Annotated in this window: 13 protein-coding genes; 12 read left to right on the top strand and 1 reads right to left on the bottom strand. The window is 50.7% G+C overall.

The window, feature by feature from the left end; translation table 11 throughout:
- The first annotated feature begins 6 nt into the window (after positions 1-6).
- The 4 genes from ACYVI9_RS03130 to moaCB are packed head-to-tail and all read left to right on the top strand — an operon-like array spanning position 7 to position 2,801.
- Complete coding sequence (locus ACYVI9_RS03130) at positions 7-243, top strand: MoaD/ThiS family protein (protein ID WP_460760548.1); 237 nt, start codon at positions 7-9, stop codon at positions 241-243.
- A gap of 4 nt (positions 244-247) precedes the next feature.
- Complete coding sequence (locus tag ACYVI9_RS03135) at positions 248-1,381, top strand: ThiF family adenylyltransferase (protein ID WP_460760550.1); 1,134 nt, start codon at positions 248-250, stop codon at positions 1,379-1,381.
- Between the two features lie 57 nt (positions 1,382-1,438).
- A complete protein-coding gene (locus ACYVI9_RS03140) occupies positions 1,439-1,867 on the top strand; it encodes a molybdenum cofactor biosynthesis protein MoaE (RefSeq protein ID WP_460760553.1) in 429 nt (142 codons plus the stop codon).
- 1 nt (position 1,868) lies between these two features.
- Positions 1,869-2,801: a bifunctional molybdenum cofactor biosynthesis protein MoaC/MoaB gene (gene moaCB, locus ACYVI9_RS03145; protein WP_460760555.1), complete on the top strand. Its 933-nt coding sequence runs from the start codon at positions 1,869-1,871 to the stop codon at positions 2,799-2,801.
- Here the strand turns inward: moaCB and ACYVI9_RS03150 are convergent.
- Positions 2,794-4,284 (bottom strand): glycine--tRNA ligase, encoded by a 1,491-nt coding sequence (locus tag ACYVI9_RS03150; RefSeq protein ID WP_460760558.1) that lies wholly within the window; start codon positions 4,282-4,284, stop codon positions 2,794-2,796. The two genes, moaCB and ACYVI9_RS03150, sit on opposite strands and share 8 nt — an antisense overlap.
- Before the next feature lie 225 nt (positions 4,285-4,509).
- On the opposite strand from ACYVI9_RS03150, the gene ACYVI9_RS03155 reads away from it, so the two are divergent.
- The 8 genes from ACYVI9_RS03155 (at position 4,510) to ACYVI9_RS03190 (ending at position 20,798) form a co-directional block, all read left to right on the top strand.
- Entirely contained in the window at positions 4,510-5,913 is a 1,404-nt protein-coding gene (locus tag ACYVI9_RS03155) for a bifunctional UDP-3-O-[3-hydroxymyristoyl] N-acetylglucosamine deacetylase/3-hydroxyacyl-ACP dehydratase (RefSeq protein WP_460760561.1), read from the top strand.
- A gap of 188 nt (positions 5,914-6,101) precedes the next feature.
- The gene (gene gyrB, locus ACYVI9_RS03160) at positions 6,102-8,081 is read left to right on the top strand and encodes a DNA topoisomerase (ATP-hydrolyzing) subunit B (RefSeq protein WP_460760564.1); all 1,980 of its coding nucleotides are present in this window, start codon (positions 6,102-6,104) and stop codon (positions 8,079-8,081) included.
- A 239-nt stretch (positions 8,082-8,320) separates the two neighbouring features.
- Entirely contained in the window at positions 8,321-8,524 is a 204-nt protein-coding gene (locus ACYVI9_RS03165) for a hypothetical protein (protein WP_460760567.1), read from the top strand.
- Between the two features lie 316 nt (positions 8,525-8,840).
- On the top strand, positions 8,841-12,155 hold the full coding sequence (locus tag ACYVI9_RS03170; protein ID WP_460760570.1) for a SusC/RagA family TonB-linked outer membrane protein: 3,315 nt from the start codon (positions 8,841-8,843) through the stop codon (positions 12,153-12,155).
- A 110-nt stretch (positions 12,156-12,265) separates the two neighbouring features.
- Entirely contained in the window at positions 12,266-14,365 is a 2,100-nt protein-coding gene (locus ACYVI9_RS03175; RefSeq protein WP_460760572.1) for a RagB/SusD family nutrient uptake outer membrane protein, read from the top strand.
- A gap of 55 nt (positions 14,366-14,420) precedes the next feature.
- On the top strand, positions 14,421-16,952 hold the full coding sequence (locus tag ACYVI9_RS03180) for a pectinesterase (protein WP_460760574.1): 2,532 nt from the start codon (positions 14,421-14,423) through the stop codon (positions 16,950-16,952).
- Between the two features lie 155 nt (positions 16,953-17,107).
- Positions 17,108-18,751 (top strand): glycoside hydrolase family 28 protein, encoded by a 1,644-nt coding sequence (locus ACYVI9_RS03185; RefSeq protein WP_460760577.1) that lies wholly within the window; start codon positions 17,108-17,110, stop codon positions 18,749-18,751.
- A gap of 133 nt (positions 18,752-18,884) precedes the next feature.
- Positions 18,885-20,798, top strand: a complete 1,914-nt coding sequence (locus ACYVI9_RS03190; RefSeq protein ID WP_460760580.1) for a DUF4350 domain-containing protein — start codon at positions 18,885-18,887, stop codon at positions 20,796-20,798.
- The last annotated feature ends 62 nt before the right edge of the window (positions 20,799-20,860 follow it).

Raw genomic sequence — 20,860 nt, forward strand, 5'->3', positions numbered from 1 at the left:
TTAATTATGTCGATAAGGGTACTTTTATTTGGAAAATTGGCGGAACTGGCGGTTCCGGAATTGGTAATGCCGCAGGCGGTGAGTCTGGCAGCACTGAAGGATCAGCTGGAACAAAGCTATCCCGGGCTCCGGGACCAATCCTATGCCGTCGCAGTTAATGAAAGGCTGGTGGACGGAGATCGGGAACTGGAACTGGAACCGGGCTGTACGGTGGCATTGATGCCGCCTTTTTCAGGAGGATAATTTAATGGCGGGAAAATATTCATACGAACGGTTCCGGCACCAAGTCCTGCTAAAGGGGTTCGGACCGGCAGCCCAGCAGGCCCTGCGGGACGCGGCGGTATTGGTCGTGGGTGCCGGGGGGCTCGGTTGTCCGGCCCTGCAGTACCTGGCTGCCGCCGGCGTGGGTCGCATCGGGATCATTGATCCCGATACCGTGTCCCTGTCGAACCTGCACCGGCAGATTTTATATTCTTTAAGTGATTTGGACCGGCCCAAAGTTAGCGCAGCCGCAGCGCGACTCCGGGAGTTTTACCCGGAGCTGGAGGTGGTAACTTACCAGCAACCCCTGCGGGCGAGGGAGGCGTTGGAGCTTTTCCCCCAATACGATATCATCCTGGATGGCACGGATAATTTTTCCAGCAGGTATCTGATCAGTGATGGTTGCCAGTTGCTGGGCAAAAGGCTGATTTCAGGAGCGGTTTCCGGATTTGAGGGGCAGCTTTTTGTTTTTGATAGCCATCAGCATTCCGCAGGGAACCGGCCCTTGAGCTACCGAGATGTTTTTGCCCGGCCGCCGGCGGCGGGCACCGTGCCCGATTGCAATGAAGCGGGCGTTCTGGGGGTACTGACCGGCGTGATTGGTACCATGATGGCCAGTGAAGCCATTCGGCTGCTGACCGGACTGGGCGATCAGGGAGCCGGTTTTATGCTGCAATACCAGCTACTGCGGCAGCAGACTTTTCATACAGCGCTTGTTGCTTCAGCAGCTGCAGATGCCTGGCTGCTATCCTCGGCAGCAGCCTATCTACAGCGCGATTACGGGCAGGAAGCTTGCGGGGCGGGGACTGCAGCATTGGAATGGGACGTCCCGGTATTGGAACGGGCCAGAAAGGAGCAGCAATTACTGGTTGTTGATATCCGTGAACCGGGCGAATTACCCCAGGCGACCGGACTGGCAGACCTCAGGCTTTCTGAAGCGCAATTGCTGCGGATTCTGCCGACGCTTTCTTTTCAACAGCTATTATTGTGCTGCAATTCCGGGACGCGCAGCCGGGCAGCAGCAGGCCGCCTGCGGGCGGCCGGTTATCCGGAAGTTTACAGCCTGAAGGGCGGGATCCGGGACTGGCTGGCCCGCAGAGATCGGGCAGCTATTATATAACGATGCAGCCTTTGCAGCACAGGGTGTACACAAAAACAAAATTAATTGATGGGTAACATGAAGAATATTTTTTTAGAGGGGCCTATACCGCCGGCACTGATTAGTTCCGGTATTGCCGGGCATGCGGCAAAAACCGGTATCGGTGCGCACAGCATTTTCCTGGGACAGGTACGGGCAGATGAAGTAGATGGGAAAAAAGTAGCGGCCATTGAATATACGGCCTATCAGGAAATGGCACTGAAAAAAATGCAGGAAATCCGGGAAGCTATTTTTGAGAAATATCCCCTGCATTGCATGCATATACACCATAGTCTGGGACGGGTACCGGCCGGCAGTCTTTGCTTTTTTGTATTTACTTCCGCCGCACACCGGCGGGAAGCCATCGCCGCCTGTGAAGAGCTGGTAGAGCGGATCAAAAAGGAACTGCCTGTCTGGGGCCGGGAGCTCTTCGAAGACCATACCGATCAATGGAAACAACAACATTAATATGGTTAATATAACACATAAGAATTACAGTTTAAGAAAAGCCGTTGCAGCGGCGACAGTACTGGTTTCCCGACCAGAAACGATCGAAGCCGTCCGCCACCGTCAGATTCCCAAAGGCGATGTATTTGAAATCGGCAGGGCCGCCGGATTGCTGGGTATCAAGAAGACCAGCGACCTGATTCCCGACTGTCATCCATTGCCGGTTGAGTTTGCTTCCATCAGTTACGAAATGGCGGAACTGGAAATTCATATCCGGGTCGAAGTGCATACAGTGTATAAAACCGGAGTGGAAGTGGAAGCGATGCACGGGGCCTCCATCACAGCCCTTACGATTTATGACATGCTCAAACCCGTGGATCCGGATGTACGGATTCAGGATATCCGGCTGATCAGTAAACAGGGTGGTAAATCGGACAGGGCGGCTGATTTAACCACCACGGTGCGGGCAGCCGTTATCGTTTGCTCGGATTCCGTGGCTGCCGGCAGCAAACAGGACAGCAGTGGCCGGGTGATCGTAGACAAACTCAAAGCTTTCGGCATCGAAACCGGGTCCTACCAAATTATTGCCGATGAGGCGTCCGCCATTCAGCAGCAGGCCCGTCATTTGGCAGCGGAAGGATATCAACTGATACTTTTTACCGGAGGAACCGGACTGTCGCCCCGTGATATTACGCCCGAATCCCTGCGACCCCTGCTGGACCGGGAAATACCCGGTATCATGGAAGCTGCCAGAAATTATGGGCAACAACGTACCCCCTATGCGATGTTGAGCCGGGGTATCGCCGGATTTATTGGCCGCAGCCTGGTGCTGACCCTTCCGGGTTCCACCCGGGGGGCAGCCGAAACGATGGATGCCTTATTCCCTCAGGTCCTGCACCTGTTTAAAGTGGCCCGGGGGGAGCGCCACGAGGATGCGGGGAAATCTGCTAGCTGATCGCCTGGAGGACCAGTTCGCCGATCTGATCGATCGATACCCGCTGCTGTTCCATGCTGTCGCGGTGACGAATAGTAACTGTCTGATCCTCTTTGGTCTGGTGGTCGACGGTAACACAGAAAGGTACACCGATCGCATCCATCCGGCGGTAGCGCTTACCAATGGCATCTTTTTCTTCATAAAAACATTTGAAAGCACCACGATATCGGCTCATGATCTCCTGTGCAATTTCCGGCAGACCGTCCTTCTTTAACAGCGGGAATACCGCCAGCTTGACGGGGGCCAGTTTGGCCGGAAATTTTAATACCACCCGGCTGTCCTGTTTCTCCGGCGTGCTCAGGTCTTCTTCTGTATAGGCCGCACAGATCATTGACAGGAACATCCGGTCCAGACCGATGGAAGTTTCAATAACATAAGGGATGTAATTGCCATAGGGTTTACCCGTCTGTTCATTGATATCATTGTCAAAATACTGCATTTTCTTGCGGCTGTATTCCTGGTGGTTTTTCAGGTCAAAATCAGTCCGGCTGTGAATACCTTCCAGTTCCTTGAATCCTATGGGAAAATTATATTCGATATCGCAGGCGGCATCTGCATAATGCGCCAGTTTCACATGATCGTGAAAGCGGTATTCGCTGGCCGGCACGCCCAGTTCCAGGTGCCATTGCAGCCTGGCCTGCTTCCAGTATTCATACCAATGCTGCTGACTTCCGGGCCGGATAAAGAACTGCATTTCCATCTGTTCGAATTCCCGCATCCGGAAGATAAACTGCCGGGCAACAATTTCGTTACGGAAGGCTTTTCCGATCTGGGCAATGCCGAAGGGAATCTTCATGCGGCCGGTTTTCTGTACGTTCAGGAAATTTACAAAAATACCCTGGGCGGTTTCCGGACGCAGGTAGACCTTGTTATTCTCCTCATCTGAGGATACGGTAGATCCGAATTCGGTGGAAAACATCAGGTTGAACTGCCGGATATCGGTCCAGTTCGCTGTTCCGCTGATGGGACATTTGATCTGATGCCGGTCGATAATTTGTTTCAGCTCTGCCAGGTCGCCCGCGGCATCTGCTTTTTCCATCTCAGCAATCAGGGCATCCGCCGCTGCCTGCTGGTTGTCCTGGCGAAGCAGTTCTGCATGCGATTCGATCAGGTGGTCGACGCGGTAGCGCTTTTTGCTGTCCTTATTGTCGATCATGGGATCATTGAAGCCATCCACATGTCCACTCGCTTTCCAGGTGGTGGGATGCATAAAAATCGCCGCATCGATGCCCACGATATTGTCGTGTAACTGGGTCATACTCCGCCACCAGTAATCTTTTATATTTTTTTTCAGTTCCGCGCCCCATTGCCCGTAATCATATACTGCCTGTAATCCGTCATATATTTCACTACTGGGGAAAATAAATCCATACTCCTTACAATGCGAAATGATCGCCTGAAACCGGCCTGCCGGTTGGGCAGGCTTATTGTTATTAGTTGCCATAAGGCTGCAAAAATAAGGGACGAATGGATAAGAATAGAAGATCTGCTATTCCAACCCTTTTCAGGGGTGGCCGGACCGGTGGCGGCCGGCTGCACCGGCGGAGCGAGCCACCGGATTACCGGTCCGTACAAGCGCACCGCCGCTTAGCCTGGTTAATTTAAATCCAGACAGGCTTTTCAGGCATTTAACTTCTCTTTATATTTGCCGCATTCAATCTATCTGATAATGAATAATAACTTCAATCCGGATAAACAGCATACGCTGAAAAGCGCGGTAAATATTAGTGGCACCGGCCTGCATACCGGTATACTCGCAGATGTTACTTTAAAGCCCGCCAATGCGGGTTTTGGTTTTCAATTCCAGCGGGTGGATTTGCCCAATAAACCCGTTATCAAGGCTGATTGTGAATTAGTTACCGATACCAGCCGGGGCACGACCCTGGAAGCCAATGGGGCGAAAGTCTCTACGGTAGAACACCTGCTGGCGGCCCTGGTAGGGCTAGGTATCGATAATTGCCTGATTGAAATCAATGGCCCTGAAGTTCCCATAATGGACGGCAGTTCCATGCCTTTTGTGGAAGTCATTGAGGAAGTTGGACTGGAAGAACAGGACGCTGCCAAAATCTGGTACTCCATCGATGAGAACCTCTATCTGACCGATGATGACAAAAGGGTGGAGATGGTGATCATGCCCGCCCGGGAATATCAGATAACCACGCTGATCGACTTTAATTCGCCGGTACTGGGCACCCAGCATGCGGAATTGAAGACCATGCGGAATTTCAAGGATAAAATCTCCTCCTGCCGGACTTTCTGCTTCCTGCACGAACTGGAAATGCTGCTGGACAATAACCTGATCAAAGGCGGCGACGTGAATAATGCGATTGTCGTGGTCGATAAAGCGGTGGATAATAAGGAACTCGACAGGCTCAAGGCCATTTTCAATAAGGATGATATTGAGGTAAAAAGCGAGGGCTACCTTAATAACCTTGAACTGCGGTTTCCGAATGAACCCGCCCGGCATAAACTCCTGGATATTGTGGGTGACCTGGCCCTGATCGGTTATCCGGTAAAAGGCCGGGTTATTGCGAACCGGCCGGGCCATAGTACCAATGTAGCCTTTGCGCGACTGATCAAAAAGCATATCCGCGCCAATAAGCATACCAAGGATGTTCCCAACTATAATCCCGCCGAACCACCGGTATACGACCTGCAGTATATCGAGAAAAGGCTGCCCCACCGCTTTCCTTTCCTGCTGGTAGACAAAATCATTGAACTGACCGATGAAAAGATCGTCGGTATCAAGAACGTTACTTTTAACGAATGGTTTTTTCAGGGGCATTTCCCCGGTAATCCGGTGATGCCCGGCGTATTGCAGATCGAGGCCCTGGCCCAGTGTGGCGGGATTCTGGCCATCAATCTGGCTGGTGAAGGCAATTATGATACCTATTTTCTGAAAATCGACAACTGTAAGTTCAAACAAATGGTCCGCCCGGGGGATACCATGATCCTGAAAATGGAGCTGACGGCGCCCATACGACGGGGTATCTGCGAAATGCGGGGCACGGTCTATGTGGGCAATAAAGTAGCCACGGAGGCCGACCTGGTCGCTCAGATCGTGAAACGCTAACTGCCAGATTTCCCTGGCCTGCTGCTGCTGGTACCGATGATCTATGGGTCGTTTTCGGTCCGCTGACGTCCCCGTTCCCGCTATTGACAGGATATGCACATCGGGTCAAGAAAACCCTTATCTCTGCTGGATTTTTCGTATATTTGTGAATTGCCTTTCGGGCATTTTTACTAGTAGTTTTATATTTTATGAGCGAAGAAATTAAGGAAGCAGAAGCGGTGCGCAAGCCCGTTTACGGAGCAGATAGTATTCAGGTACTGGAAGGATTGGAAGCGGTGCGCAAGCGCCCAGCGATGTATATCGGAGATATTGGTGTCAAGGGGTTGCACCACCTGGTATATGAAGTGGTGGACAACTCTATTGATGAGGCCCTGGCCGGTCATTGTAAAAACATCGATGTAACCATTCACGAAGATAATTCCATCTCTGTACAGGATGATGGCCGGGGGATTCCCACCGGTATCAATAAGAAAGAGAATAAATCCGCACTGGAAATCGTCATGACCGTACTGCATGCAGGAGGTAAGTTTGACAAGGACAGTTATAAGGTTTCCGGTGGTCTTCATGGTGTGGGCGTTAGTTGTGTGAATGCCCTGAGTACGAAAATGATTACCACAGTACACCGGGAGGGAAAAATCTTTGAACAGGAGTACCGGATCGGTATTCCCCAGTACGATGTCCGGGAGATTGGTGTTTCCGACAGGACCGGTACCCATCAGCATTTCTGGCCTGATACCAGCATTTTTATTACCGATGAATACAAATTTGATATTCTCGAGGGCCGGCTCAGAGAACTGGCCTACCTGAACCGTGGCATCCGGATTACGCTGACCGATCAAAGAGAAAAGGATGAAGCCGGAAATATTATTTCCAAAACCTTTTACAGTGAGGGCGGTATTGTAGAGTTCGTCAGTATGTTGGACGATAACGCCGGGCGTCGGCCGCTGATACCCAATGTACTCAGTGTTGACGGTCATGACGCGGCCACCAATGTAGCTGTGGAAGTGGCCCTGACCTATAATGATTCTTATAGCGAGCATATCTATTCCTACGTCAACAATATCAATACCATCGAAGGGGGGACCCATGTTACCGGATTCCGGCAGGCCCTGACCCGTGTATTCAAGACTTACGGAGATAAAAACGGATATTTTGATCGCGCCAAAGTGTCTATCGAAGGGGATGATTTCAGGGAAGGCCTGAGTGCCATTATCTCGGTGAAAGTGCCCGAACCGCAGTTTGAAGGCCAGACCAAGACCAAGCTGGGTAACAGTGAAGTAAGTGGGGTAGTACAAACCACTGTAAGCCGGGTACTGGAAGCATACCTCGAAGAAAATCCCAAAGCGGCCCGGACCATTATCGATAAAGTGATCCTGGCGGCCCAGGCCCGGGCGGCGGCCAGAAAAGCCAGGGATCTTGTGCAGAGAAAATCCGTTCTCAGCGGTGGCGGCCTGCCCGGAAAGCTGGCTGACTGTTCGGACCGTGATCCGGAACGTTGTGAGCTCTACCTGGTGGAAGGGGATTCAGCCGGCGGCACGGCCAAGCAGGGACGTGACCGGAGTTTTCAGGCAATTCTGCCTCTTAGGGGTAAAATCCTTAATGTGGAGAAAGCCATGGAGCATAAGATTTACGAGAATGAAGAAATTCGAAATATTTATACAGCGCTGGGTGTTACCGTGGGTACGCCTGAGGATCCGAAAGAGTTGAATATTACGAAGCTTCGCTACCATAAGCTGATTATCATGACCGATGCCGATGTGGATGGAAGCCATATCGCCACCCTGATCCTGACCTTTGTATACCGGTATATGAAAACACTGGTGGAACAGGGATATGTTTACATTGCCCAACCGCCCCTGTATCTTGTAAAGAAAGGCCGGGAATCAGCCTATGCCTATAATGAAGAGCAGCGCAAGGCCCTGGTGGCGCAGCTGGGTGCCGGTAAAGAAGAATCGGTTCATATCCAACGGTACAAAGGTCTGGGAGAGATGAATGCGGAGCAGCTTTGGGAGACCACCATGGATCCGGATCGTCGTACGTTGAAGCAGGTGACCATCGAAAGTGCCGCAGAAGCCGACCGGGTCTTCAGTATGCTGATGGGCGATGAAGTGGCGCCCCGGCGGGAATTCATAGAAACCAATGCCAAATACGCCAATTTGGATGTATAATATTCCAAGGCCTGAAGCCCGAAACCGCCCGAAAGGGCGGTTTTTTATTTTATATACGTACTATACTGGAAATCAACGTTTTGCGATTTTATCGCCTTGGGATTAACCTGGGATCCGATCCAGGATCAACTTCCGTAAACGCTAAAATTAGGTATGCCGGGCGGTTTTTACCGATAAATTGACCCTGATTTTGAGTAAAACCCTTAATTTCAGCCTTTCTTAATTAAAACTTAACAGATATGGCAGATGTAACACTTACAGCTTACAACGTAAAAACCAAGGAAAAGAACGTACCAATTCTGGATGCCGTGATATCAAGAACCGCAAAAGGAGGATATATCGCAAAAGGAAATGACGGTAAAGGCAATAAGCTTACTGCCTTATTAGGAGAAGAAAAGGCATTGGCTGCAATCAAAGCAGGTATTGCCAAACAGGATTGGTAATTCAGCAAATGCTAAAAGATACAAGCCTCGTTTCCGGACGGGGCTTTTTTTGTTAAGCCCCCTTCAGACTTCCGCCCCCCAGCCATCAATTATTGCGGAGGCGAAAATGCCCTGGAACCGGCAGGCCCGTTGCATGCAGCAAAAGGCCTGAACAATTGCAACCGGTTACCTGAATGTTTAGCAGACTGAAAGGCAATAGTTTAGCCTTATATGACTGGAAAGACATGCAAACGATTGCGTATTTTTTTTGAGTAATAAGCGCCGGAGTAGATAATTTAGTCGTCGAAATTTTACTTAAATTAAAACTGTTTGCCAGATGAAAAGCCTCTTTTGTCTTTTTAGTTTCCTGTCTGTTTTTTATTTCAGTGCCCAGGCACAGACCAAGCCCATCACGGGAACCGTGACCGACGAAAATGATGCCCCTTTAGCGGGCGTATCCGTTGGTCTGGAAAACGGTACCGCTGCAACTCAGACCGATGCAGCTGGAACCTATCATATTGATGTGCCTTCCTCCGGCAGGATCGTACTGGTTTTCAGTTATGTGGGATTTGAGACGGTCCAGATGCCGGTCTCCGGTAATACGGCATCTTTAAAAATGAAAAGGGTCGTAACCAATGCCGGCGATGAAGTGGTGGTGATCGGTTACCAGACCGTTCGCAGAAAAGACCTGACGGGCGCCGTTTCGTCGGTATCCGGGAAAGATGTTGCGGCGGTACCGGTGGCGAATGCCGCCCAGGCTTTGCAGGGTAAACTGCCAGGGGTAAATGTCACTACCCAGGATGGCCGGCCGGACGCCTCGGTTTCCATCCGGGTTCGCGGTGGTGGATCCATCTCCCAGAGCAATGAACCCCTCTATATCGTAGACGGGTTTCCTGTTTCTTCCATTTCAGATATTCCCCCGGCCCAGATCGCCTCCGTTGACGTACTCAAAGACGCTTCCTCCACCGCCATATACGGTGCCCGGGGTGCCAACGGTGTGGTAATTGTTACTACTAAAAACGGCAGGAGCGGGGCGGTCACCGTGAATTACGATGGTTATCTGCAAAGCAATCAGCCCACCAAGTATGTGGAGACCATGAACGCCTACGATTATATCGCTTATAACTGGGCCTATGCCAAAGCCATCAGCAACGGCTACGCTTCCGCCTGGGAGAAATTATGGGCGATCGGCGGTGCGGCAGCAGACTTCAGTAATGCCGAAGGGATCGATCATTACAGGAATGTGGCCGCGAAAAATTATGCCCGCGAAGCTTATTCGGCTTCCATGTCACAAAGCCATAATCTGTCGCTGATGGCGGGCAATAATAAAACCCGGCTCCTGGTTGCCCTGAATTACGTGGACAATGACGGCATGAAGATTAATTCCTGGTTCAAAAGGTATAATGCTTCTATCAAACTGGACCAGAAAATTGGCGAGAAACTGGACCTTTCAATTGATACCCGATATACCCATATCGATGAAATGGGCAATGAGGGAACCTCCAGCGGACGGGGATCAATTTTGTCCTCCGCCTATCAGTTCCGGCCCATTGCCACTGCGGATGTGCTGGGTGAACTGGATGATACCAAAAATACCCAGCTGGGATTGTATGATTATGTTTTGCAGGATATGTTCAATCCCGTGGCCCGGATGCGGGACTATTCGCCGGCATCGGTCAACCGTTCCCTACGGGTCAATACCGGGCTGACCTGGCGGATTGTCAAGGGGCTGACCGCCCGTTCCGAACTGGGACTGAATACTTACTGGAACCGCGGCGAATCCTGGTCCGGAGCTATTTACAATAACTATATCGATCAGGAGGGTAATAAAACTTTTTCAGGTAATGCCTCGATATCAACTGCAGAAGGCTGGAACCTGCGCTGGGCCAATACCCTGGCTTATCGTTTCCAAAATCTTGGACAGGCCCATCAGCTCGACCTGCTCCTGGGACAGGAAGTGATGAACTCAGGATCCAAAAGCATTAATATCTGGGGCAATAAATATCCCAAGGATTTTGATGCCGATCGGGCCTTCGCCATGATGGATCAGTATTTTACCGGCGATGCTTTGATCAATTACGGCTATAGTTCCAATACCGGTACGCCCAACCGCCTGAATTCCTATTTCGGCAGGGCGAACTATGGTTTACTGGACAAATACCTGTTTACCTTTACTTTCCGGGCAGATGGTTCCTCCCGATTTGCACCCAGCAACCGCTGGGGCTATTTTCCGGCGGCGGCTTTTGCCTGGAGGATGTCTGACGAGAATTTCCTGAAAGATGTTTCCTGGATCAATAACCTGAAGATGCGCCTTTCTTACGGAACGGTCGGCAACGACGGCATCAGTGCCAATCTGTGGCGGATGAACTGGACTTCGGATGGCTTTACCGGCTACTCGGTCAATGAGATCCAGCAGATGGCCTATTCCCCGAATTCCACCCTTGCCAATCCCAATCTGAAATGGGAAACGACCATTACCCGGAACCTGGGTCTGGATTATTCCCTGCTGGATAACCGCCTTTTTGGTTCTATTGACGTGTATAAGAACTCTACCAAAGACCTGCTGATGCTGACCTCTATTTCGGCCATCAGTGGTTTTTCTGCTACCTATGATAATGTGGGCAGTACCAGCAACCGCGGTATCGAAATTTCTGTCGGTGCCGGCATTGTCAGAAAGACAGACTTTAACCTGAATGCCAGTTTTAATTTCAACTTCAATAAGGGAAGGGTGGATGAACTGGCTCCGGGTGTCAACGGCTTATATAAAACCAATTGGGGCAGTACCATGACCCAACCCAATACCGGGGATTATATTCTGGAAGTCGGTAAGCCGGTGGGTCAGGTTCGCGGTTACACTTATGATGGCTGGTACACGACGGAAGATTTTGACTATGCCAATGGGGTATATACCCTGAAAAGCGGCGTAGCCGATATTGCATCAGGCATTATTGGAACCGTATATGGAACTACTGCCAATAAGCCAGGTGGCCAGGTGGCCTATCCCGGTGTCGTAAAATTTAAAGACCTGGACGGCAATGGTGTGATTGATGAAGGTGATGTATCAGTAATCGGAGATATGAACCCCAAATACACCGGTGGATTGAACCTTAATGGTAATTATAAAGGCCTGGATTTTGCCCTGAATTTTAACTGGAGCGTGGGCAATAAAATTTACAATGCGGAATACCTGGCTGCGTTTTATGGCAGTAAGGAAGACGGGCTGTTCCGCAACAGGTTAAACTATTTGTCAGGGGCCTATCGGATATTCGACATCCAGGATGGTAACCTGGTCAGCGTGACCGACCCTGCCGCATTGAATGCGCTGAATGCAGGTGCCACCACATTTCTGCCTTATCATGAGAATCCGGTGGTATCCACATTGGGAATACAGGACGGGTCTTTTCTGCGGCTCAATACGGTTACCCTGGGTTACAGTTTTCCGGAACGTTGGATTTCCCGGGCGGGCTTTAAATCCGTACGACTCTACGCCTCCGTATATAACGCCCTGCTGTTTACTAAATATAAAGGACTGGATCCCGAAGTCAGTACCAACCTGAGTCAGGGGGGCGCTCAGTACCCGACACCTGGCCTGGATTGGGGTGCTTATCCCAGGGCGCGGTCTTTTACACTGGGTTTAAACCTTCAACTCTGATTTGACTAAATTTTTACAACATGCATCCAAGTAAATATATCAACACGGACAAGAACCCAGACAGTAAGTCCGGCTGCAACCACTCCGTAAAAAAGATAAATGGTAAACAAATGAAAACGATTTCTGCATATATCCTGCTGTTGCTGGCGGTCAGCTTCAGTGCATGTAAAAAAGATTTCTTAGAGGTATCGTCTCCATCGGAAGCCGATCAGGAATTTGTATTTTCTTCAACCGAAGAAGCTTATAAAGTCATGGTAGGCTGCTATGAAATATGGCGGGGCGCTGGTAACGGTTTGTTTTATGATCTGGATGTGGTGGGCTCTGATGCCGAGACCCATCCTGAAAGTTATGATGCCCAGACAAGGCATATTCCAGAGGGACTCTATGCCAGCGAAATCTCCATCGATTATTCCAATGCCGTGGGTGCCTGGGCCAACCTCTACAAAGTGGCCAACCGGGCCAATATGATCATGGAAGCCATTGCTGAAAAACAGGAGTTTCAAGATGCGATCAGCAGTGGTACGGCCAATGACTGGTCGCAATTGTATGGTGAAGCCGCGGTGTTCCGGGCTTATGCTTATTTTCAATTGGTGCGTTATTTTGGGGATGTGCCCTACTTTGATGTTCCGATTGCCAGCCTGAGCCAGACGGACAGTGCCGGGCTGACTTCCCGTGACCAGATTTATGACAAAGAACTGGAAAACCTCCGCAAGGTGGAACCCGTCATGCACCGGCTGGGTGAAGGGGGTATCACGGCAGAACGTTTTTCCCGAACTTTTTGTCAGGGGCTGATTGGTAAAATGGCCCTGTTTGCCGGCGGCTATGGACTGCGTCGTACTGATTTTGATTACGGTGCTGTAACTCTGGAAACGATTGGCACGGAAAAATGGAACGCTGTGTATGCCCGCCGTACTGATTACAAAAATTATTATGAGATCGCCAGAACTTATCTCAAAGCCTGCGTGGACAATCCGGGCTCGGCTTACCTGATTACAAGTGACCCCAGGGGTGCCGGTTTCAATAACCCTTTTCAATACAATTTTCAATACAATATGAACCTGCAGGTGAGTCCGGCTTCTCTTTATGAAATGGGTGAGACCCAGGGACAGTTTTCCGAACGACCCTATGCATTTGGACGTCCTTCCAATGGTGGTGGTTCGAATGCCTACCCCTGCAAATCCTATGGGCAGAGCCGGTTGATGCCGGCATTCTATTACGGCGATTATGATCCTGCCGATATGCGTCGGGATGTTACTGCTACGGTCACTGCGAATTCCGGGGCCGCTTCAGAAGTCATTATCAGTTTTTCCCCGGGTTCCCGAAGCAATGGAGGCTTGCCCAACAATAAATGGGATGAAAGCCGAATGCCACAGCCTTATACGGCCTCTCAGAGAAAATCGGGCGTCAACTGGACACAAATGCGAATGGCAGATGTGATTTTAATGCTGGCGGAAGCCTACGCGGAGCTGGGAGAGGAAGGTGCTGCCAAAACGGAACTGACCAAAGTAAGGTCCCGGGCTTTTTCCGCAGCTGATCAGGCGGCTAAAGTTACCGGCTATATCAGCGGACTATCCGGTGCGAACCTGAAAGAAGCCATCCTGCAGGAACGTAAGCTGGAATTTGCCGGAGAAGGATACCGCCGCTATGACCTGATCCGGACCGGAAAACTGCCGCAGAAAATCAAAGCCGTAAGAGACCTGCAAAAAGCGATGATTAGCGGGCTGCAGTCTCAGGGCTATTATACTTTTGCCAATGGCAATACGATTTCCGCCTATATCTATGTGAAAGCAATGAATGTAACCGATGCCGGCATGAGCAAAATGCTGACGACACAGTGCGAAGTCCCGGCGGCGGATCCCACGCATTCGCTGCGTTTCCCGGGATGGAGAGGTAATTGTGATCTCTGGGCAGCTTCCGGCTTTTTACCTAACAGTGGCAATCGCAATCTGGCTATAGAAGGTTTGTTCCGATATATCAATCCGAATGGTCCCGAAGCGGCTTCACTGGTGGCTGCCGGTTATGTGAAGACGCCCTGGGGGGCTACCATTCTGGACTACAAGGACCAGTACAGTACCAATATTTTCAAAGGGTATCCGGATGATTATGTGGCATCGGGTGTGCCACCCCGTTATCTGCTACCCCTGTCATCAGAAACCATCGCCAAGTCCAACGGCCTAATTACCAATGGCTATGGATTTGCACAACAGTAATACCTTGCCCCGGAACCGTCCTTAACGGGATGGTTTCGGAGGTTATTCGATTGATATGCCTGCCTTTTACCGCCATATGCTTTTGCAGACGGTCCTTTTTCTGATGGGCCTGGGTTCCTTATTGGATGCAGCTGCCCAGGAACACCCATTGAATAAGGACATTCGTTTTGCACAGGGGAGGCTGTTTTATAAACACCAGGAAATCGTATTGGGACCGGCAGCTTTCTATATCGATGCGGGTCTGAGCGATCAGCAACTGCATTCCAGTCCGTATGTATTCCGTTCCTTACAGGTGGCGGCCCGCCAACTTCAGGACGGCAGTGAAGCAGCCCCGATGCGCCTGTATATTGCACCCTATGTGTATTGGCTGGATGATCCTGATGATCCCGCAGAACGCAGGCCAGCAGCCGGTACCAGCCTGCCATTTGCCATGGAGATTCAATGCCAGTGGCTGCAACTATACGGACTGGCGGACAGTGCGCAGGATGTGGTACTGGCTGCTAACCGGGGGCAGACGATCGGCGCCCGCGGTAATTATACCCTGCTGCACATCGAAGGCGACGGATTTTATGCCGAGAACATCAGCTTCGGTAATTATTGTAATGTTGACCTGGTATATCCCCTGAAACCCGCACTGAACCGAAAAAAACGGGCCGATGCCATCGTACAGGCGCAGATTGGATTTTGTAAAGGCGACCGGATATTTTTCCGTAATTGCCGGTTCATCAGCCGGCTGAATACCTGTCCTTTTATTGGCGGCAAACGAACCCTTTATGAAGGCTGTTATTTTGAATGTACAGATGATGCACTCAATGGCAATGCGGTATACCTGAATTGCCGTTTCGATTTCTACAGCTCCAAGCCTTTCTGGGGCAGTTCAGGAATAGGAGCGGTCTTTCTGAACTGTGATATCCATACCCATTGTAAGGGCCGGCAATTCTTTGTCAAAAGCGGTGGCCCCATAACGCTTATTGATTCCCGGATCAATGGTACCGATCCCTTATACATAGGCTGGAGGGACCGGGTCGATCTCCGGACCCGCAACTATATATATGGCCTTAGCTGGAACGGCCAACCCCTGTCGCCGGAACCCGCCCATCCGGAAACTACTGTGGACCTGCGCGGGCTGCCGCTTTTGGATGCTTACCGGTTTGTAGTGCGGGGGAAAACTTATTATAATACTTATAGCCTGCTCAAGGGTCCGGATGACTGGGACCCGCTGGAGCTGAAAGCTATCCTGAGACAGGCGGGTAAAAAAGCGGATAAGGCCCTGCAACTATGGTTAACCCCTTCGGAAGGGACCATCGAAACCGGAAAGGACAGTGTGGAGATCCAGGCCCGGGCACTCGGATCTGTCGGTAACCCGCTTCCGCCGGAAGGACTGAACTGGCAGCTGGGCGGAGCGGCGCATGCGGCAAGACTGATTGTCCGCAATGACAGTAGTTGTCTGCTGATCCCCGCCAACCATACGGACAGCACCTGTCGGGTGCAGGTACTGGCCCGGACCCGTTCCGGTCTGGAGGCGGTCAGTTTTGTAAGCATATTACCTGAATTGGAAGATCCCCCGGAATTTCTGCAGGCTTTGCGTCTGCAGACCACCGATTCCGGCGGGTTGCGATTAGCTTATCAGTTGCAGACAGTATATCCGGATCGTTCAGATATCAGCTGGTACCGCTGCCGGGATCCGCGGGGCGTAGACGCCATACGTATCGGCGTGACCCGGCAGGAACATCCATTGCGCCGGTACCAACCCACTGCGGCCGATGCGGGTTACTATATTATGGCGGTAATTAAGCCCAGGCATCAAATGAGCCGGATGGGGGCTCCCCGGTCGGTCATCAGTTCCCGACCTGTAGCCGCTGCGGCAGTTTTGCCAGCGCCCCGATCCCTGGTTTTCGAACCCGAATGGATGGCAGTTGACAACCAGCCTGAACTGTTGCCTGGCTTTTTTAGTTTTGATGCTTTTGCTCCGGAGGATACCCGTTCCTATCAATGGCAGGCAGACAATAGCCGGCCCGCCTGGTATGTGGGTGCCGGCACCGACGGTGCTGCAGATCATTTTGGTCTGGTGCAGGCACAACAGGGGGCCCGGATGCGGTATACACCGATGGGCGGATCTTATAAGAATATGGAGATTCGGATGACGGCCATACCGGCCAAAACAGCGGGTCAGGGATTCGGAAGCGCCCGGGCCCAATACCTGGACCTGTTCATCAAATTCGATACCCGGCATTTGACGGGCTATGCATTGCGGATAGAGCGGACCTCCAAGTACAGCGATGCGGTGGATTTTACCCTCATGCGTTATGATAATGGGAAAGTCGAACCCCTCTCGTCTCCGGTCTCGACCGTTTGTTTTCGGCCTGACTGTGAAATCCTGCTGAGCTATCAAGAGGGTCTGCTCCGGGTACATGCGGAGAACAAACGAATTAAGGAGGATCCTGGGGTTGGCCGAGCGCTGTCCGCTGTGGTTGATATCGAAGTCGCCGTTCCGCCTAATGATTTTGGAGGTTTTGGTATCCAGCACACAGGAACTGTGGGGGCAGGCGCGACCCTGATTCGTGACCTGGAAGTAAGCTGGGAATGAGTCGAAAACAAGGCTGCCGGCCATATCTACCGTGTTTTTTTCTTAAAGCCATGGAATTTTTGACTATTGGAAACGTTTGCGTAAATAAAGTGTTTGACAATTGTCACAGCAAATGGGATTCTTTATATCTTGTCCACTCTTATAATAGTTTGCCAATGTTTAAAAACGTGTTTTTTGGTTTATTATTCCTATTAACTGCCTTTGTAACCTCGGCGCAGACCAGCTGGAAATTACCTGAAATAGCTGCGACTTCTTTTAAAAATGACCGATACGAGATTACCCGTTACGGTGCCGTTCCGGACGGACATCAGTTGAATACCAAAGCGATACAGCAGGCAATAGATGCCTGTACAGCTGCGGGAGGCGGCATTGTCGTGGTGCCCCAGGGACTCTGGTTAACCGGTCCTATCGTACTTAAGAATAATGTCAATCTGAATCTGGCAGCCGGAGCTACCCTGCTGTTTACCAAAGATAAATCCCAGTATCCCCTGATTAAAGCCAACTGGGAGGGCTTTCCGCAAATGCGCAATCAGTCGCCCATATCTGCGGAAGGCGCCAGCAATATCGGAATTACCGGCCAGGGCATTATTGACGGGAATGGAGACGTATGGCGGGCGGTTAAAAAGGAAAAGCTGACGGCCAGTCAGTGGAAACAGCTGGTCGCTTCCGGAGGAATTGTTAAAGACGAAAGGCTGTGGATGCCTTCGGCGTCGTTTGTCAAGGGGAATGATATGAAGGATCCGGGGCGCATTACGCCGGAAAAGGATGCAGCATTCTATGCTTCAGTAAAGGATTTTTTACGACCCAATCTGGCGGTATTTACCCGCTGTGACCGGATATTACTGGAAGGGGTGACCTTTCAGAATTCTCCGGCCTGGTGTCTGCATCCGCTGATGAGCAGCAATATCACGGTGAAGAATGTTTTTGTGAAAAACCCCTGGTATGCACAGAACGGAGATGGTATCGATCTGGAAAGTTGCCGGAATGTCCTGATAGAAAACAGTGTATTTGATGTAGGTGATGACGGGCTTTGTATGAAAAGCGGCCGGGATGCCGATGGCCGCGAGCGTGGCATGCCAACCCAGGATGTGATCATCAGGGGCTGTACGGTATATGCTTCTCATGGCGGTTTTGTAGTGGGCAGTGAGATGAGCGGTGGTGTCAATAATGTATATGTCAGTAACTGCACTTTTATCGGTAGTGATATTGGTTTGCGGTTCAAGACGACCCGGGGTCGGGGAGGTATTGTGGAAAATATCTATATCAAGGATATTTATATGAAGGACATACCGGGGGAAGCCATCCTATTTGATATGTATTATATGGCCCGTGATCCGGTGCCTTTGGCAGGAGAGAAGCGAACACTACCCAAAGTGGAAAAGCTGCCCGTGGACGAAACCACGCCGCAGTTCCGCAATATTGAGATCAGCAATGTCTACTGCAATGGTGCACGTAAGGCTGTTTTCATTCGCGGACTCCCGGAAATGCAGGTCAAGAACATAACAATTTCTGATGCGGTATTTCAGTCTGACAAAGGGGTGGATATTCAGGAAGCCAGTGGTATCAGTTTCCGAAATGTCAAAGTTTTCAGTCAGGATACGGATCCGGTAATCGACATCATCAACAGTGATAATATCCAAATGGACCGGCTGACTTACCCGACGGGGGCTGCCAGTCTGCTTCGGGTTTCCGGCAACCGCATCCGCGATATCCGGTTTACGGGTACCGATTATACAGCGGCTAAAAAAAGAGTGGATGTGACCCTGGGGGCAGATGGCAAACAAGTGGAGTTTAAATAATAAGCAGATACGACCGGTACCTGTCAGGGACCCTGAAAGTTCGGAAACCGGCATGTTAAAGAGGGAAGAATAGTCCGCTCGGGAATCCAAGAGGATTGATATTATAGCGCGATTTGATTATGAACAAGAAATTATGGAAAAGATGAAGAACCTGCTCCTGATTCTGGGTTGCATGCTGGCGCTGTCGGCCAATGCCCAGACCTTACCCTATTCCCAGCAAATGGCACTTACCGCTATGCATATCTGGCCGGACTCTTTCAGTGCCACGGCAGGCAACAGGGCCCGGTGGAGTTATGATCAGGGGGTAATACTGAAAGGCATTGAAGGCATCTGGGAAGCCACCGGCGATCCCAAATGGTTCGAGTACATCGAGCACAGCATGGATTTTTATGTGCGTGAAGATGGCACCATCAAGGACTACGATCCTGAACACTACAATATTGATCACCTGAATAATGGTAAGGTATTACTGACCATTTACCGGGTGACCGGTAAAGCCAAGTATCGCAAAGCTGTAGAGTTGTTGCGCGCCCAGCTGCTGAAGCATCCCAGGACCAAAGAAGGCGGTTTCTGGCATAAACAAATTTATCCCTGGCAAATGTGGCTGGATGGGCTCTATATGGGGCAACCCTTTTATGCCGAATATGCACAGGTATTCGGTCAGGACAGCATTTTCGATGATGTGACCCGGCAGTTCGTGCTCATGGAGAAAAACAGCCGTGATTCAAAAACGGGCCTGCTGTATCATGGTTATGATGAATCCCGGCAACAAAAATGGGCAGATAAGAAAACCGGGCGGTCCCGGCATTTCTGGGGACGGGCCCTGGGCTGGTATGGGGTGGCACTGGTAGACGCACTGGATTATTTTCCAGAGGATCATCCAGGAAGGGCCAAGCTCATTGGCATTCTGAACCGTTTTGCAAAAGCGGTAGTAAAAGTACAGGATGCCAAAACCGGCATGTGGTATGATATTGTCAACCTGCCTGATCGCAAACCTAATTATCTGGAATCCTCTGCTACCGCTATGCTATCTTATACCCTGGCAAAAGGTGCACGTAAAGGATATATTGCTGCTGCCTATGCAGACAACGCCAAAGCGGCATTTGACGGATTGGTGAAGTATAAACTCACCAGAGATGCGCAGGGTTTTACCAACCTGGAGGGCACTGTTTCAGTTTCCGGTCTGGGCGGCAGTCCCCGTTACCGGGACGGCAGTTTTGAATACTATATGAGTGAAAAAGTGATTCGTAATGACGGCAAGGGCGTGGGTGCATTTATCCTGGCTGCCAATGAGATTGAGATGCTGTCCAACCTTTCCACAGGCAGGGGCAAGACCGTACTGCTGGATAATTACTTTAATAATGAGTACCGCAAAGGTCCATCCGGCGACCAGATTCCTTTTCACTATATCTGGGAGGAAAGAGACAATGGAGGTTACTCCTTCCTGGGTAAGATTTTTGAAAGACAGGGTGCGCGGCTGGCAACACTTCGGGAGGCCCCGACCGCAGCCAGCCTTAAAGGTGCTTCGGTTTATATCATCGTCGATCCGGATACCGAAAAAGAGACGGCCCATCCCCATTATATGACAGCAGCCCATGCCCAACAAATTGCTGCCTGGGTAAAAGCGGGCGGCGTTCTGGTCGTGCTGGGTAATAATTCAGTAAATGCGGAACAGGAGAAGATCAACCTGCTAACTGAAAAATTTGGTGTTCGTATGAACGGAGATGACCAGCAGATGGTAAAGAACGATCAATTTGAACAGGGCACTGTTGCGGTACCCGCCGGTAATCCAATATTCAAGACTGCCCGGAATGTGTACATCAAGGAAATCAGTTCCCTGCAAATCCAGCCACCTGCCAGCAGTTTGTTAAAGAACAACGCCTTTGAAGTAATGGCCACTGCATCTTATGGTAAGGGGACCGTTTTTGTTCTGGGTGATCCGTGGATTTACAATGAGTATCTGGATGGCCGCAAGCTGCCGTTAAAGTATGAGAATTTTAAGGCAGCTACTGACTGGGTACAATGGTTATTGCGAAAGGCTAGATAAGGCCACAGCATTTTGCCATGCCAAAGGCGATATGCAAAAATATAACCTACCAGAAAATTTGA

It is taken from the genome of Niabella terrae, assembly GCF_054783135.1.